The 13,115-nt window shown below is 66.8% G+C and carries 15 protein-coding genes; 4 read left to right on the forward strand and 11 right to left on the reverse strand.

All coding sequences use genetic code 11. From position 1 onward, the window contains the following. Window positions 1-56: 56 nt before the first annotated feature. The 3 genes from GQ464_RS06100 to GQ464_RS06110 all read left to right on the forward strand — a co-directional run bounded on the left by GQ464_RS06100 (window position 57) and on the right by GQ464_RS06110 (window position 2,334). Complete coding sequence (locus GQ464_RS06100; protein ID WP_166980854.1) at window positions 57-482, forward strand: hypothetical protein; 426 nt, start codon at window positions 57-59, stop codon at window positions 480-482. Between the two features lie 117 nt (window positions 483-599). Further along, entirely contained in the window at window positions 600-1,040 is a 441-nt protein-coding gene (locus GQ464_RS06105) for a hypothetical protein (protein WP_228350658.1), read from the forward strand. A 163-nt stretch (window positions 1,041-1,203) separates the two neighbouring features. Continuing rightward, complete coding sequence (locus tag GQ464_RS06110; protein WP_166980850.1) at window positions 1,204-2,334, forward strand: hypothetical protein; 1,131 nt, start codon at window positions 1,204-1,206, stop codon at window positions 2,332-2,334. Between the two features lie 144 nt (window positions 2,335-2,478). Here the strand turns inward: GQ464_RS06110 and GQ464_RS06115 are convergent, their stop codons facing one another. From GQ464_RS06115 to GQ464_RS06125, 3 genes are all read right to left on the reverse strand, one after another. Next, entirely contained in the window at window positions 2,479-2,850 is a 372-nt protein-coding gene (locus GQ464_RS06115; RefSeq protein ID WP_166980848.1) for a copper-binding protein, read from the reverse strand. Window positions 2,851-2,999: 149 nt separating this feature from the next. After that, window positions 3,000-3,935: an SH3 domain-containing protein gene (locus GQ464_RS06120; protein ID WP_166980846.1), complete on the reverse strand. Its 936-nt coding sequence runs from the start codon at window positions 3,933-3,935 to the stop codon at window positions 3,000-3,002. Window positions 3,936-4,200: 265 nt separating this feature from the next. Next, window positions 4,201-5,013, reverse strand: a complete 813-nt coding sequence (locus GQ464_RS06125; RefSeq protein ID WP_166980844.1) for an SDR family oxidoreductase — start codon at window positions 5,011-5,013, stop codon at window positions 4,201-4,203. A gap of 140 nt (window positions 5,014-5,153) precedes the next feature. On the opposite strand from GQ464_RS06125, the gene GQ464_RS06130 reads away from it, so the two are divergent. Then, a complete protein-coding gene (locus GQ464_RS06130; protein WP_166980842.1) occupies window positions 5,154-5,555 on the forward strand; it encodes a RidA family protein in 402 nt (133 codons plus the stop codon). 16 nt (window positions 5,556-5,571) lie between these two features. Here the strand turns inward: GQ464_RS06130 and GQ464_RS06135 are convergent, their stop codons facing one another. From GQ464_RS06135 to radA, 8 genes are all read right to left on the reverse strand, one after another. Continuing rightward, window positions 5,572-6,147: a hypothetical protein gene (locus GQ464_RS06135; RefSeq protein ID WP_166980839.1), complete on the reverse strand. Its 576-nt coding sequence runs from the start codon at window positions 6,145-6,147 to the stop codon at window positions 5,572-5,574. A 39-nt stretch (window positions 6,148-6,186) separates the two neighbouring features. Beyond that, window positions 6,187-6,714, reverse strand: a complete 528-nt coding sequence (locus GQ464_RS06140) for an adenine phosphoribosyltransferase (RefSeq protein WP_166980837.1) — start codon at window positions 6,712-6,714, stop codon at window positions 6,187-6,189. Window positions 6,715-6,748: 34 nt separating this feature from the next. Continuing rightward, window positions 6,749-7,867: an N-acetylmuramoyl-L-alanine amidase family protein gene (locus GQ464_RS06145; RefSeq protein WP_228350659.1), complete on the reverse strand. Its 1,119-nt coding sequence runs from the start codon at window positions 7,865-7,867 to the stop codon at window positions 6,749-6,751. Between the two features lie 316 nt (window positions 7,868-8,183). Beyond that, window positions 8,184-8,951 carry a hypothetical protein gene (locus GQ464_RS06150; protein ID WP_166980835.1) on the reverse strand — a complete coding sequence of 256 codons (768 nt, stop codon included), beginning with the start codon at window positions 8,949-8,951 and terminating at the stop codon, window positions 8,184-8,186. A gap of 42 nt (window positions 8,952-8,993) precedes the next feature. Beyond that, window positions 8,994-9,863 carry a hypothetical protein gene (locus tag GQ464_RS06155; protein ID WP_166980833.1) on the reverse strand — a complete coding sequence of 290 codons (870 nt, stop codon included), beginning with the start codon at window positions 9,861-9,863 and terminating at the stop codon, window positions 8,994-8,996. 43 nt (window positions 9,864-9,906) lie between these two features. Further along, the gene (locus GQ464_RS06160) at window positions 9,907-10,665 is read right to left on the reverse strand and encodes a hypothetical protein (protein ID WP_228350660.1); all 759 of its coding nucleotides are present in this window, start codon (window positions 10,663-10,665) and stop codon (window positions 9,907-9,909) included. Window positions 10,666-10,689: 24 nt separating this feature from the next. Next, complete coding sequence (locus GQ464_RS06165) at window positions 10,690-11,295, reverse strand: RNA polymerase sigma factor (RefSeq protein ID WP_166980228.1); 606 nt, start codon at window positions 11,293-11,295, stop codon at window positions 10,690-10,692. Window positions 11,296-11,442: 147 nt separating this feature from the next. After that, entirely contained in the window at window positions 11,443-12,807 is a 1,365-nt protein-coding gene (radA, locus tag GQ464_RS06170) for a DNA repair protein RadA (RefSeq protein ID WP_166980233.1), read from the reverse strand. Window positions 12,808-13,115: the final 308 nt, after the last annotated feature.

A 13,115-nucleotide genomic window follows, 5' to 3' on the forward strand; every position in this document is an offset into this window, starting at 1 on the left:
CGTGCTCTTACCCCATGGAAGCTTTTCCCCGCTCAACCATCTTCAAGGAGGTACCCATGAAAAAGCTGTTTCCCCTGCTGGTAGCGGTCGTCTTCGTCGTCGCTGCCACCTTCGAGCCGGCTCCCCGGCCTGTCACGGTCGAGGGAACGCTGGTCGACACGAAGTGTTACGGCATGGCCGTCGCGATGGGCAAGGCGGACATGAACGTCTCCAACACCCACAAGGTACAGAAAGACGGCAAGACGATGGACATGCCGAACTGCGCCACCGCCTGCGCCGGCATGGGCATCCCCGCCGGGGTTCTCACCAAAGACGGCAAAACCTATGTCCTCATCACGCCGGCCAACGCCCTGAAGGACCACATGGCCAAGGAGGCCCGCGTCACCGGCGACCTGGTCTTCGACGGCGGCATCATCGCCAGCAAGGTCGAGGTCAAGGAGAACGGCAAGTGGAAAGACGTGACCCCCGGCACGATGATGTAACCACCGCCCCGTGCCCGACTCAAAAAGGGGGATCCCTGGCGGATCACCCCTTTTTGTATTTTTCTCCCCTCCCTCACCGCGTTCCACCGGCCTGGATCTCCCGGCCTGATTGACGTTATGCGACGGTTTTGCTTTATTGCCCTCGTCACGGCGTTGTTCGCTGCCGTGGTTGCCTGTGATCCGCAACCTTCCCCGGAGCAAAAAACCGAGCCCGTTTACCAGCCCGGGGATTCCCTTGAAGTCGTCGGGTTGCTGGTGGATACCAACTGTTTCGCCGGCGATCCGCAGAACATCGGTCCAGACCACCCTTCGCCCGTGCCCGAGGGGCAAGCGGGACCCGGCTGTGCCCGCTTCTGTGCCCGCATGGGATTCCCGGTGGCCGTGCTCACCGGCGGCGATCCGGGAGGCAAGGTCTGGATCCTGCTCACCAACGGCCAGGTCCTGGCCGACTACATGTCCCGCACCGTCCGTGCCCGCGGGCGGGTGCGTTCGGACGGTGTCCTGGTGCCCGAACGCATCGAGCTGCGGACCGGCGACGGCTGGACGTTCATCCTCTGAACCGACTCCCGGAACCCGTGCCGCCCCGCTACCCTCATGCCGTGTGTATCTCGGATGCCATACGCCCGGCAGATCCGGCGCGGCGGTATCCGGTCATCCCAGGCGTGCCGTATGGCGCTTGGGGAAGGATCTCCCGCCTTCTTCACCTAAGCTTGCCCCGATCATGGCCACGCTACAACCATCCATCGCCCTCTCGCCCACCATACCGCGCCTCGACCGGCGCGACATCTGGCTGGTGAGCCCCTTCTACGACCTGACCTTCATCATCTTCTCGTCCGTCCTGCTGGTGTTTCCCCACATCAGCCACGCCTTTCTGCAGAGCAACATCTACGTCGACCTGATCGTGACGATGCTCATCGGCGGGCCGCACCTGTTCGCAACCTACACGATGACGCTCATGGAACCGGACTTCCGCCGGCGCTATCCGGTCTATGCCCGGGGCGCCTACCTGCTGCCGGTCCTCATCGTCACGCTGGCCGTCCTCAACCTGACGTTGCTCGTAACGATCTTCTTCTTCTGGGCCTCGGTGCACGTCATCCACCAGGCCGCCTACGTGGCCGACGCCTACCGGATGAAGGACCCGCGCGGCTGGCGATGGACCTCCCGCATCATCGACTACGGCCTGCTCTTCACCTCCCTCTACCCCATCGCCACCAGCAAGCTGATCCACAGCCAGTTCGAAACCGGCGGGCGCACCCTCCTCTTCCCCGACTTTCTCCGGATGGAGTGGCTCCCTTACGTCGTCTGGGTGCTGTTCCTCGGCTTCCTGGCGGCCTTCCTCGTCAAGACCGTGTGGGAATACCGGCACGGGCTCTTTCACGGCCCGAAAACGCTCCACATGGCGGTGGCGACCGGGCTCTTCCTGATCACACCCACGCTCGAAAACCTGGATGTGGCCTTTCAGGGCCTCAACGTCTGGCACTCGTTCCAGTACCTGGCCGTCGTGCTCTACCTGAACCGGCTGCGGGCCCGGCGCGGGCTGATGAGCTCGCGCATGGTGCAGAAGATCTCCGGCAGCGGGTTCAAGCTCTACGGCATGTGCCTGGCCTTCACCCTCGGCGCCGGTGTCCTCTTCCTGGCCACGCTGGGCCTCGTCGTCCACTTCGGCTGGTTCGAAACCGGCCAGATGATGGGCTCCCTCCTGCACGACCAGGTCTACAGCGACCAGCATTACTTCGCCTTCTACAGCGTCGTCCTCTCGTTCCTGCTGATCCACTACTACTTCGACCACTTCATCTTCCTCGGCATCGACGAGAAGATCACCCCGGCGTTTGCCCCGCTCGACCCGCGCTGACAGGGACAAAAAAAGGGACCTGACCGGCGAACGGCCCGTAGCGCTCCCCCACATCCCTTGGCAACTACGAAGGCAGCCGGTATGGACGCGTCACGCGTCCAGATCGCCGGTCAGGTCTTTTCAAGGACAACGGAGAAGGCCGCATTATTCCCGCACCTTCTCGATACGGCGAACATAGACCCGGTCGTTTTCGACGATGAGGTCGAAGCGCACCCGGTCCCCCCGCGCGATGCCCGCGACGAGGGTCGTGTCGTGCAGGGCGAAGGGCATGGTCATGGCATCCATGAAGCCGGGGATGGCCTCGTGTTCGATGACGATGAAGTCCCGGCTCGGGGTGATGTTTCGGACTACGCCGGTGGCCTCGTAGGTTTGCCCGACGGCTTCGGCCACGGCGGTATCGGCGGAGACCGCCGCGCCCCGGTCTGACGAAGGCGTTCCGGCCGGCTCCCGCGCACACCCGGCGAGCACCAGGCCGGCCAGGAGCCAGTACCACCTGCTTTTCGTCCGGCACCTCATGGATGATCCGTGATCCGGGCAGCGAGAGCACACACAGGGTTGGGTTGCCCCGTCCCCGCCCGGCGTTACACGAGGGGGTCGGCGGCCGCGTCCCGGACGGGCAGGGTGATGTCCCATCGCCCGGCAGCCCATCAAGCTGGGTGGCCGCGTCACGCGGCCACCCAGAACCCGAAGGCACGGAACCGGGTGGAGGTCCACCAGACGGGGGTGCCGTAACGAAAGTTGGTGCGGCCTGCCTGGCTCTGCAGCGGTGCACGCACGATGGGCGTGGTGCCATCGCCTTCTCGGACGCGTGACGCGTCCGGTTCCCGCCGTGCCCGGTGACCGTTACGCTCGGGCACGACCACGCAGATGTGCCCCGAAAAGTTGAGGTTCCTGCGCTGGGCACAGATGAGCCCGATGCCCCCCGCATTGGCAGCCTCCTGCAACGTCGTCAGGTCAAAGACCCGTTTCCATCCGAACTGCGGGCCGAAGTCGTCCAGCCAGTCGTAGAGGCTGTTCGCGTTGAGTTCGTGGATCGTCTCGCCGTAGCGCGGGATGACCTCCCGGCCCGCCGCCAGCGCCGCGATGGCTCCCGGGCGCCACCACACCCGGGGCAGATAGACCCCGGCCAGGTAGCAGTAGTCGCAGGCATAGATGTTGCAAAACGTGGTGGCCGCCTTCGGCAGGTAGCGCACCCGGCGCTCGACGTCGAGCCACGCCACGATGCCCCCCAGGTCGGCGGCCTGCTCGGCGGGGGTGGCACGGGGGCGGCGGGAGGGACGGGGCGTCTCACCCAGCGGAAAGGCCCGCCCGCCGTCACGGTCGCGTGTGATGTCCGGGCGGTTCTCGGCCAGGTGCACCGCCGAGATGGCCTGCCGGGGCGGCGGCACGGTGAAATCCGCGAGCGGCGTGAGGAAACGATGCGCGACGAACCCTTCGAGCCGGCTTCCCCGGAAGTTCGTTGCCACCTTCCACCAGCCGCCGCCGGCATCTTCCAGCCGGGTCACTTCGTGCCCGTGCGGCAGCACCGCAAGACGCGTCGCCGCACGGACGACCGGCTCCGAGCGCAGGTTCAGGGCACTGGCTTCCACTTTGAATTGCATGGGCGGGAGAGCTATGGACCGCGTGACACGGCCTGCGTGAGCGGATGAGGTGAATCCTCCCAGCACAGCATGGATTACGGCCGGTATGCCCGCCACGACTCGATGGCGCTCCGGTTGTCGAAATCCAGATCAGGGATGCTCCATGATACGCAATTGCCTGCTCCCGAACACAAAAAAAACCAGCGTGATGCGTATGGCGCCGAATATTTCACGCCCTGGAGTTCGGGGCGAGCGTGCGTGCCCCGGGCATGCCCCGCGGCCGGCCTCAGAGCAGGTGCTTCACCCGCCCGCCGTCGACGACGAGCGCCGTGCCGGTGATGTAGCCGGCGCGCGCGCTGACCAGAAAAGCCGCGGCGGCGGCAAACTCCGCCTCCGTGCCGATGCGCCGGAGCGCGTTGGCCTCGGCCCATCCCCGCTCGATCTCCTCGACCGAGCTGCCCGTCCGTGCCCGGATGGCCTCGGCCAGCTCGACCAGCCGGTCCGTGCGCGTATAGCCCGGCAAGATGGTGTTGACCGTGATGCCCTCCGGTCCCAGCTCCAGCGCCAGGCTCTTGGCAAACCCCTGCACCCCCGCCCGCGCCACGTTGGACAGGTAGAGGTTCGGGATGGGCTCTTTGGCCGAGACGGAGGTGATCATGAGAATGCGGGCCAGCCCGTCCCCGGCGGCAGCCTTGCGCAGATGCGGCAGGGCGTGACGGCACAGGTTGATCGTGCTCATCAGGTTGAGCTCGAGCGCGGCCCGCCACTGCGCCGCGTCGAAGTCGTCCACGAAGCCGGCCGGCGGCCCGCCCGCGTTCGTGACGAGGATGTGCAAACCGCCGAAGTGCCCGACGGTCCGCAGCATGGCTTCCTCGATCTGCGCCTCGTCGGTCACGTCGCAGGCGACCGGGAGGACGTGCTCCCACGAGATGCCGGCGGCCTCCCGGATGTAGGTGGCCGCCTCTTCGATGCGCCCGGGGTCGCGTGAACAGACCGCCACGCGGCAGCCCTCGCGCGCCAGTTCCAGGGCGACGGCCCGGCCGAGGCCACGGCTGGCCCCCGCCACGAAAGCGATACGGTCCCTGATACCTAGATCCATGAAAAAACGATTTCAGAGCGTGGAAGGACAGGCTCACACCGGCAAGCCGGCACCGGATATTAAAACAATATTCGTTTGTTTTCATACCGGGCACAGCGGAAGTTACGTCCGTCGTAACGTAATGGACCCCCTGAACGTCTATGCCTCGCCAAGCTGCCCCGAGCACCCGTTCCCGCATCAAGACCCCGCTGGCCCCGGCGGCCATCGGGCCCTACAGCCAGGCGGTGCTGATCGGTAACACGCTGTACTGCAGCGGCCAGATCGCCATCGATCCCAAGACCGGGCACCTCATCGATGAAGGCATCGAAGCCGAGACCGAGCGGGTCCTCGAAAACCTGGGCGCGGTACTGAAAGCCGCCGGCATGGACTACCGGCATGTGGTGCGCTGCACGGTCTATCTGACCGACATCAACGACTACGCCCAGGTGAATGAGATCTACGCCCGGTACTTCAGCGAGGCCCCGCCGGCGCGCGAAGCCGTTCAGGTGGCGGCCCTGCCCCGGGGCGCACGCGTCGAGATCTCGTGCGTGGCCGTCCGCTGAAGGGCCGAACGCTGTCTCAGAGTCCCTCCACTTCGAGCCGGAACGTCATCACGAGGGCCATCTCATACTCTTCCGACGGCACCAGTTCCCGGGCGTTGATCTGCAGGATCACCTCGAAATCGTTGCGGGTCAGGAAGGCCGTCACATCCCGGTTCGGCAGCACGTTCAGCGTGGCTTCCCGGGCCGCCGGAAAGCCGCTCCGGTTCGCCACCTCGGTGGCCGAAAGCCCGTCCGCCTCGAACTTGAGGATCGCCTGATCGAGGAAATCGAACTGCTCGTCGATCGGGAAGAGCATCACCAGCCGGGCCGATTCCAGCCGCGCCGAGACGAGGTCGGCTTTCGAAAAACCCTGGTCCTGCAAGAACGGGCCGAGATCGACCTCGCAGTCGCAGCTCACGTCGCGCAGTTGTCCGACCGGGAAACCGTCCGACACGAAGCGGAAGCCGATGTCGCGGCCTTCGGCATCTTCGGACACCTCCGGGCGCAGGACGATGGTTCCGCCCTCCTCACCGACCGAGTCGCAGCCGGTAAGGAGAAGGAGCGCCAGCACGGCAAGGACCGGAAAGCGAAGAACCGAACACGTCGTTTGCATCGGGGTCACGGGGCAGGGTTGGGTCCGGGTGGGTGAAGCTCAGAAGCGCAGCACGGCATGAACGGGCACGTTGCCATCGAGGCGGGTACGTCCTTCGAGGAAGCCGAGTTCGATCAGGAAGGCACAGCCGACGACGCCGGCGCCGGCGCGTTGCACGAGCCGGGTGGTCGCTGCCGCCGTGCCGCCCGTGGCGATGACGTCGTCGTGGATCAGCACCCGGTCGCCGGGCCCGAGCGCGTCGACGTGCATCTCGATGGTATCGGTGCCGTACTCCAGCGCATACGTTTCCTGTACGGTCCGATACGGCAGTTTGCCGGCCTTGCGCACCGGCACGAAGCCCGCGCCGAGGTGCTGGGCCAGCATGCTCCCGAGGATGAAGCCCCGCGCCTCGATGGCCACGACGCGGGTGACGCCCGTCTCCTCGAAGGGAGCGGCCAGCAACCGCACCGCCTCACGCAGCAGGTCCGGCCGGGCCAGGAGCGGCGTGATGTCCTTGAACTGGATGCCGGGCCGGGGAAAGTCGGGAATGGTACGCACTGCTTCACGCAGTGCCTCGGGCACGTTCATGGGGATTCTGGAACGGGCTGCCCCGCCCCGTCGATCACTGGGCCGAGACGAGGTGCAGTCCCTTTTCGTAGTCATGCTTGAAGGCGCGGACGGCTCTGAAGATAGCACTTGCCATGTAAGCCTGCCCGTCTTCGCTACGCAAAAAAGCGGCTTCTTCCGGATTTGAGATAAAGCCGAGTTCAACGAGCAGGGCCGGCATCGAGGCGCTCCAGAGCACGTAGAACCCGGCCTGTTTGACCCCCCGGCTTTTGCGCCCCACCCGTTCGGCAAACTGCTGTTCGACCAGCCCGGCCAGGTACTCGCTCTGGCGCATGTAGGCACTCTGTATGAGCTGCATCCGAATCAGGTCGCGCTCGTCGAAGTTTTTGTAGTGCTCCTGATCTTCCTCGAAGCGGATCACGCTGTTTTCCCGCTCCATCACGGCACGGGCGGCGGCGGTCTTGTGCATCCCCAGAAAATAGGTTTCCGTGCCACGGGCGCTCCGGTTGCGGGAAGCGTTGGCGTGGAGCGAGATGAAGAGCTTGCCCCCGGCCTCATTGGCCATGTGGCCGCGTTCCTTCAGGGGGATGAAGCGATCGTCCTCGCGGGTGTAGACCACCCGGACGCCGAGCCGCTCTTCCAGGTATTGCCCGAGCTTGCGTGCCACGGCGAGCACGAGGTCCTTCTCCCGCAGCCCACCGGCCCCGATGGCGCCGGTATCCCGCCCCCCGTGCCCGGGGTCGATGACGATGGTATCGAGGCGCCATCGCTCGCGTGCATCGGAGGCCGGCTCCACGTGGCGCGCCACCGGCCCGGAAACCTCCGGCGTGGTCAGGCCAAGCAGCAGGTCGGTCGTTTCACGATCCCGGTAAACCCTCGGGACGACCTGCGGGTCGGCAAGCGAGAAGCGCAGGTGCAGGTGCTGCCCCTTCTGCACCAGTTCATAGGCCCGAACGGGCCCCTGCGGGGGATCTTTCCGGCAAGCGGCTGCAAGCCCGGTGTTGAACAGGATCAGTTCGAGGACATCGTCGCCGGACCGCAGCGGCTCGCTGTAGGCGACGATGGTCTCGCTCGTATGGATACGAACGACGTAGCCCTGCCCGTCGGCGCGGGGCGTGAACGACACCCGCTCGACGGCCGGCGATGCCCACGATACCGGGACCAACAGCGCCAACAACGCCGTAAGGCCCCACCGCCGCAACCGGCTTTCTCTGTCACGTGCTCCCATCATGCGATCGTCCTATCCGGTCCATCTCCTCATCCTGCCTCAAAGAAAGTGCCCGACATCCGGCCCTTCACATTCCCGCGCATGAACGGCCGAAAAATAGGGATTTTTCCGCACAATCGCGCCATACCGCGCGGGCACGCCCGCCTCGAGGGGGAATGCCCCGAAAAAAGGGCCTCCGTCCGGTTCAGGACGAAGACCCTTCCGTCACCCCGGCCTGGAAGATCTTGCCGGATCCGTTGCACGGCGCCCCGGCCTTCCACGCCTACCAGGCATAGAGGTCCCGCTCGCCGAGCAGTTCCTTCAGGCGCCGTTCGATGATCTCGCTGCGCGCACGGCGACGGGCTTCGAGCCGTTCACGGGCTTCTTCCAGCTCTTCCTGCAGGGCGTCCAGGCGCTCCTGGCTGAGTTGCATCTTACGCTCGAAGATCGCCTCCAGCTTCTTGCGGAGCTCGTCCTCGCGCCGTTTGCGTTCCGCCCCTTCGGCGCGGCGCAGCTCGCGGGCCAGTTGCCGTGCTTCCCGTTCGAGGCGCATCACTTCTTCATCCCGGATGCGCCCCGGGGCTTCGAGCACGGCGTCGAAATCATCCTCATCCGGCACCCCGTAGAAGAACCGGTATTCATACTCTCCGGGCCCATCGAACCACCGCATGGGCCTTCCCTCGTCCCGGTGGAAGAAGAAGGCGCGTTCCTCGGGCGTGCGGCGCTCGATCCGGTCCCGAAGCACCTCGACGTCCACCTCAGGCGCGCTTCGCCTCCACACTTCGACCAGATCCGGAAGGTCACCGGAGCCCCTGAGCCGCACGATCCGGCGAGCTCCGTCGTCTTCCATGACAATGATGGTGGTTCCCTCGTCGACTTCCGCCCCGTTGAGATACACCTTGCCGTCCTCCACGCGGAGGGTGAGGGGACCTCGTTTGAGGCGGAGGGTGTCCGTATCGGCTTCCGTGTCTTGCGCGACGGCGGGCAGGGTCAGGCTGCCGGCCAGAAAGAGCAGCCCGAGCAGACGGGGATAGTATGCTGACGGTGCCATGGCGGTACGGTCGATTGTTCGCGGGAATTGCGGCGGGTTTGCTTACCAGTCGAAGGGACTCGGCCGGCCGAGCAGTTCATGCAGGCGCTGTTCGATAATGCGCTCGCGCAGGCGTTCGCGCTCGTTCATGCGCTCGCGCAGGGTCTGAAGCTGGGCTTCGAGCTGTGCGATTTCGCGGCGGCGGTTCTCCTGCTTGAGTTCGAAGATCTCGGCGAGCCGGGCCCGCAGCTGTTCGACCAGGGTCGTGCGGCGCCTGCCTTCCGGAAGGGACCGGATCTCCGCGGCCAGGCGCTGGGTCTCGCCCTCCATCTGCTGCTCGCGCATGAGGCGCTCGAAGAGGTGGTGGTCGTACCGGCGGACGTCGTCGAGATAGCTCTGCAACTCGATGCGCGGCAGTGCATCGGCGGCGCGGGCGGCGGCTTCGGCGTCGTCGCGAGCCTGCCGGAGCACCCGGTCGAGCTCCCGGGCCTGCCGCTGTTCCATCTCGTTGCTGAGCGCCTGCAGGGACCGCGCCCGGCTGCTCAGGGCCTCCACGTACTGCCGGTGCATGACGCCGAACGGCGCGTCGGCGGGTGCGATGAACTCGAACTGGCCGGACGGTTTGAAAAACACAGCCACGCCCCGTTCTTCCGCCTCCTCGTCCCTTACCTCACGCAGGCCGCCGGCGTCGATCAGGTAGAGGATGCCGTTGATCTCCATGACGGCCTGGCTGTTGCCGGAGAAGGTCAGGTTGGCCTGCAGCCCTTCGAGGTTGAGCGAGGCCGGCAACCGGTCTTCGGGCAGCGGGCGACCGTCCAGGTACACCTTGCCGTCCCGTATGGCGAAGGTGTGGGTTTCCTGCGCCCGCACCGCCGGCGCGATGCCGGTCAGCGCGAGCACCACCAGCAGGGCGATATGGATGTGTCGTTTCATGGTCTCCGTCTCGTCCAAGTCTGCGGATTGTCGGCCCGGGATGTCACGGATGTTGATCGGGGATGCGCAGCGGCGTGTACCCGCCGCGTTCCCCGGCCTGCCGCAGGCCGGGCGTCGTTCCGGCGAAACCGGAGAGCATCTCGAGCGGCACGGCCGGTTCTCCCCATTGCAGATCGGCGTTGCGGGCGCGGAGCGAGGCGATGCGGCGATGGAGGCGCCGCACGTCGTCGGCTTCGTCCCAGGCCAGGGCAGGCCCGGCGACCTGTGCGGCGGCGGCCAGCGTTCCGGCCGGCTGCGCGGCCGCCACGGGAGCGCCCGCCTCCCCGACGGCCACGGACTCCGGCACGGGCGGCACACGGGTTGTTCGATCCGCCGCGAGGGGCACGCCGGCCGTCGGTGTGCGCGCGGCGGCGTTCGCCTCGCCCGCCGGCGGCGCGGGTTTCGGGTCTGTGGGCCCGTGCACAGGGGCAACCAGGTAGGCCAGCCCGACGCCGAGGAGCACGGCCAGCGTCGCCGCGGCTCCGATCCATCGTCCGGCTCGCCGGGGGGCGCGTCGCGGCCCCCGGTCCGGGCGCGGCCCTCCGGGTGCGGCGCGTCGTTCCGGATGTGCTGCCGCGGCTACGACCCGCTCCAGCACCGCTGCATCCGGACGCGCCGGGGGCCACCGATCGAGGCGGGACTTGACCTCGCGCAGGGCTTCATACTCGGCCCGCAACGTCGCGTCTTCGAGCAGGCGACGCAGTTCCTCCGCGTCTTCGACCTCCCCGTAGAGGTGGCGCACGATATGTAGCCGCTCATCCATGGATCCCATCCTGCGAAGAACCGGTCACGATGTCGCGGTCTCGGCCAGGCTCTTTTTTTTTGACGCCGTCATGATCTTGCGAAGGTTCAGCAGCGCATAGCGCATCCGCCCCAGGGCGGTGTTGATCGAGCAACCGGTCAACTCGGCGATTTCCCGGAAGGTCAGTTCCGCATGGTGGCGGAGCAGGAGCACCTCGCGTTGCTCGGGCGGCAGGCGGTCGATGCAGGCGGCCAGGAAGTCGCCCTGCTCGCGACGGTGCAGGAGCTCGTCGGCGACCGGGGCTTCGTCCGGGAGGCGCTCCCAGAACGAGGCGCCGTCTTCGCCGCCGGGCGCGACGTCCTGCCACTTTTTGCGGCTGCGCAGGTGGTCGAGCGCCGCGTTGCGGGCGATCCGCATCACCCAGCCGAGCCACCGGCCCTGCTGCGTGTAGGAGCCGCGCCGGTTCTGCAGCGCCGCAATCACCCGGAGGAACGTCTCCTGAAACAGGTCGTCGGCCACGTCGGGATCGCGCACCATCCCCCGCAGGTAGCTGTAGACCCGTTCCTGGTGCCGCTCAACCAGCGCGCGGAAAGCATGCTGGTCCCCGCGTTCGAGGTAAGCCTCGACCAGTTGTTCGTCCGGTGGATGCATCCGCAGGGCTGGCGATCGCTTCGAAAACCCGGCTGACCGGTGCGCTATGTCCGACGTTCGCCCTATAGAACGGCGGGCGCACCGGGATTATTGCATCAGGCTATGGCGATACCGCAAAAAGGTTGCATGCCGGTGCGGACCGGCGGCTCAGAGCACCAGTTCCAGCACGGCATGCAGCCGTTCGGCGCCCGTGACGACCAGCCCTTTCGGGGCGCGAAGCCCTTTGAGGTTGTGCTTCGGCACGACGGCGCGCTCGAAACCGAGGCGGGCGGCCTCCTTCAGGCGCGGTTCGATCCGGCTGACGGTACGCAGTTCGCCCCCGAGCCCCACCTCGCCGATGAGCACCGTGCCCGTGTCGGCCGGGATGTCGCGGAAGGAGGAGGCCACGGCCACGACGACGCCCAGGTCGACGGCCGGCTCGCTCAGGCGCACCCCCCCGGCCACGTTGAGGAAGACGTCGTGCGTGGAGAGACGCAGGCCCTCACGCTTTTCGAGCACGGCCAGGAGCATCTGCAGGCGACGGTTGTCGAAGCCGGTGGCCGTGCGCTGCGGCGAGGGGTACGAGGTCGGCGCCACCAGTGCCTGGATCTCGACGAGGACGGGGCGCGTCCCTTCGAGGGCGCACACGACGGTCGAGCCGCTGACGCCATAGGTGCGCTGGGAGAGGAAGATCTCGCTGGGATTATGCACCTCGGCCAGGCCCGTCTCCCGCATCTCGAAGACCCCGATCTCGTTCGTCGAGCCGAAGCGGTTCTTGACGGCGCGGAGAATGCGGTAGGCATGGTGGCGGTCCCCTTCGAGGTAGAGGACCGTGTCCACCATGTGTTCGAGCACGCGCGGGCCGGCGATGGCCCCCTCCTTCGTCACGTGGCCGACGAGGAAGGCGGGCAGGTCCATCCGTTTGGCCAGCTGGATCAGGGCCGCTGCGCTCTCGCGGACCTGGCTCACCGACCCCGGCGCGCTCTCGATGTCGGGCCGGAAGAGGGTCTGGATCGAGTCGACGACGAGCAGGTCCGGTGCCGTCTCCCGGGCGGCGGCCACGATGGCCTCGACGTTCGTTTCGGCCAGGAGCAGCAGCGCGTCCGTCTCGACGCCGAGCCGCCGGGCACGCAGCTTCACCTGCCGGGGGGATTCTTCCCCGGTAACGTACAGCAGGCGTCGTTGCGGAAGGTACTTGCCCAGCTCGGTCATGAGGGTGCTTTTGCCGATGCCGGGATCTCCGGCCAGGAGCGTGACCGAGCCGTGCATGATGCCCCCGCCCATCACCCGGTCGAACTCCTCCACGCCGGTGCGCAGCCGCGTCTCCTCGCCCAGCGCTACCTCCGAAAGGGGCAGGGGGCGGTCCGGCTCCGTGGCCGGGCCGGGCACCCGTGCCACGCGGGCCTTCACCGGCGAGGGCGCCACTTCTTCCACGAAGGTGTTCCACGCCTCACACGAGGGGCACTTACCGAGCCATCGCGGGGCCGCATGGCCGCACGCCTGGCAAACGTATCGGGTCTGGCTTCGGGGCATGAGGAATCGCTGGACGCGTGACACGTTGAGACGTTGCACGTTCGGGAAGGGCGGCCGGTCCTCCCGGGCAACGGAGGCCCCGCCCTTCCGCACGATCGTTACGTTCTCCGGCATCCGGGCGGCCTACGGAGCGGGCCCCGTAACGAAGCCACATGCCGGCCGTCTCAGGCAAAGATACGCCACAGGCTGACAGCCCGTTGTCATGGCCCGGCACGACCTTTCCGGCAGCGGGGAAATAACATAGTTTTCATCCGTAAAAGCATCCGCCCGGCCCGCCCCGGCGTAGGAAAGGCATTCCGGCGTACCCA

The sequence above is a fragment of the Rhodocaloribacter litoris genome, from assembly GCF_011682235.2.
Taxonomy (GTDB): Bacteria; Bacteroidota; Rhodothermia; order Rhodothermales; family ISCAR-4553; genus Rhodocaloribacter; species Rhodocaloribacter litoris.

What these genes read in the sequence shown, in the direction of transcription:
- GQ464_RS06125 (WP_166980844.1), bottom strand. Translation starts at nt 5,013, where the DNA reads ATGGATCTAGGTATCAGGGACCGTATCGCTTTCGTGGCGGGGGCCAGC.
- GQ464_RS06135 (WP_166980839.1), bottom strand. Translation starts at nt 6,147, where the DNA reads ATGCAAACGACGTGTTCGGTTCTTCGCTTTCCGGTCCTTGCCGTGCTG.
- GQ464_RS06150 (WP_166980835.1), bottom strand. Translation starts at nt 8,951, where the DNA reads ATGGCACCGTCAGCATACTATCCCCGTCTGCTCGGGCTGCTCTTTCTG.
- GQ464_RS06105 (WP_228350658.1), top strand. Translation starts at nt 600, where the DNA reads ATGCGACGGTTTTGCTTTATTGCCCTCGTCACGGCGTTGTTCGCTGCC.
- GQ464_RS06155 (WP_166980833.1), bottom strand. Translation starts at nt 9,863, where the DNA reads ATGAAACGACACATCCATATCGCCCTGCTGGTGGTGCTCGCGCTGACC.
- GQ464_RS06160 (WP_228350660.1), bottom strand. Translation starts at nt 10,665, where the DNA reads ATGGATGAGCGGCTACATATCGTGCGCCACCTCTACGGGGAGGTCGAA.
- GQ464_RS06110 (WP_166980850.1), top strand. Translation starts at nt 1,204, where the DNA reads ATGGCCACGCTACAACCATCCATCGCCCTCTCGCCCACCATACCGCGC.
- GQ464_RS06130 (WP_166980842.1), top strand. Translation starts at nt 5,154, where the DNA reads ATGCCTCGCCAAGCTGCCCCGAGCACCCGTTCCCGCATCAAGACCCCG.
- GQ464_RS06120 (WP_166980846.1), bottom strand. Translation starts at nt 3,935, where the DNA reads ATGCAATTCAAAGTGGAAGCCAGTGCCCTGAACCTGCGCTCGGAGCCG.
- GQ464_RS06140 (WP_166980837.1), bottom strand. Translation starts at nt 6,714, where the DNA reads ATGAACGTGCCCGAGGCACTGCGTGAAGCAGTGCGTACCATTCCCGAC.
- radA (WP_166980233.1), bottom strand. Translation starts at nt 12,807, where the DNA reads ATGCCCCGAAGCCAGACCCGATACGTTTGCCAGGCGTGCGGCCATGCG.
- GQ464_RS06100 (WP_166980854.1), top strand. Translation starts at nt 57, where the DNA reads ATGAAAAAGCTGTTTCCCCTGCTGGTAGCGGTCGTCTTCGTCGTCGCT.
- GQ464_RS06115 (WP_166980848.1), bottom strand. Translation starts at nt 2,850, where the DNA reads ATGAGGTGCCGGACGAAAAGCAGGTGGTACTGGCTCCTGGCCGGCCTG.
- GQ464_RS06165 (WP_166980228.1), bottom strand. Translation starts at nt 11,295, where the DNA reads ATGCATCCACCGGACGAACAACTGGTCGAGGCTTACCTCGAACGCGGG.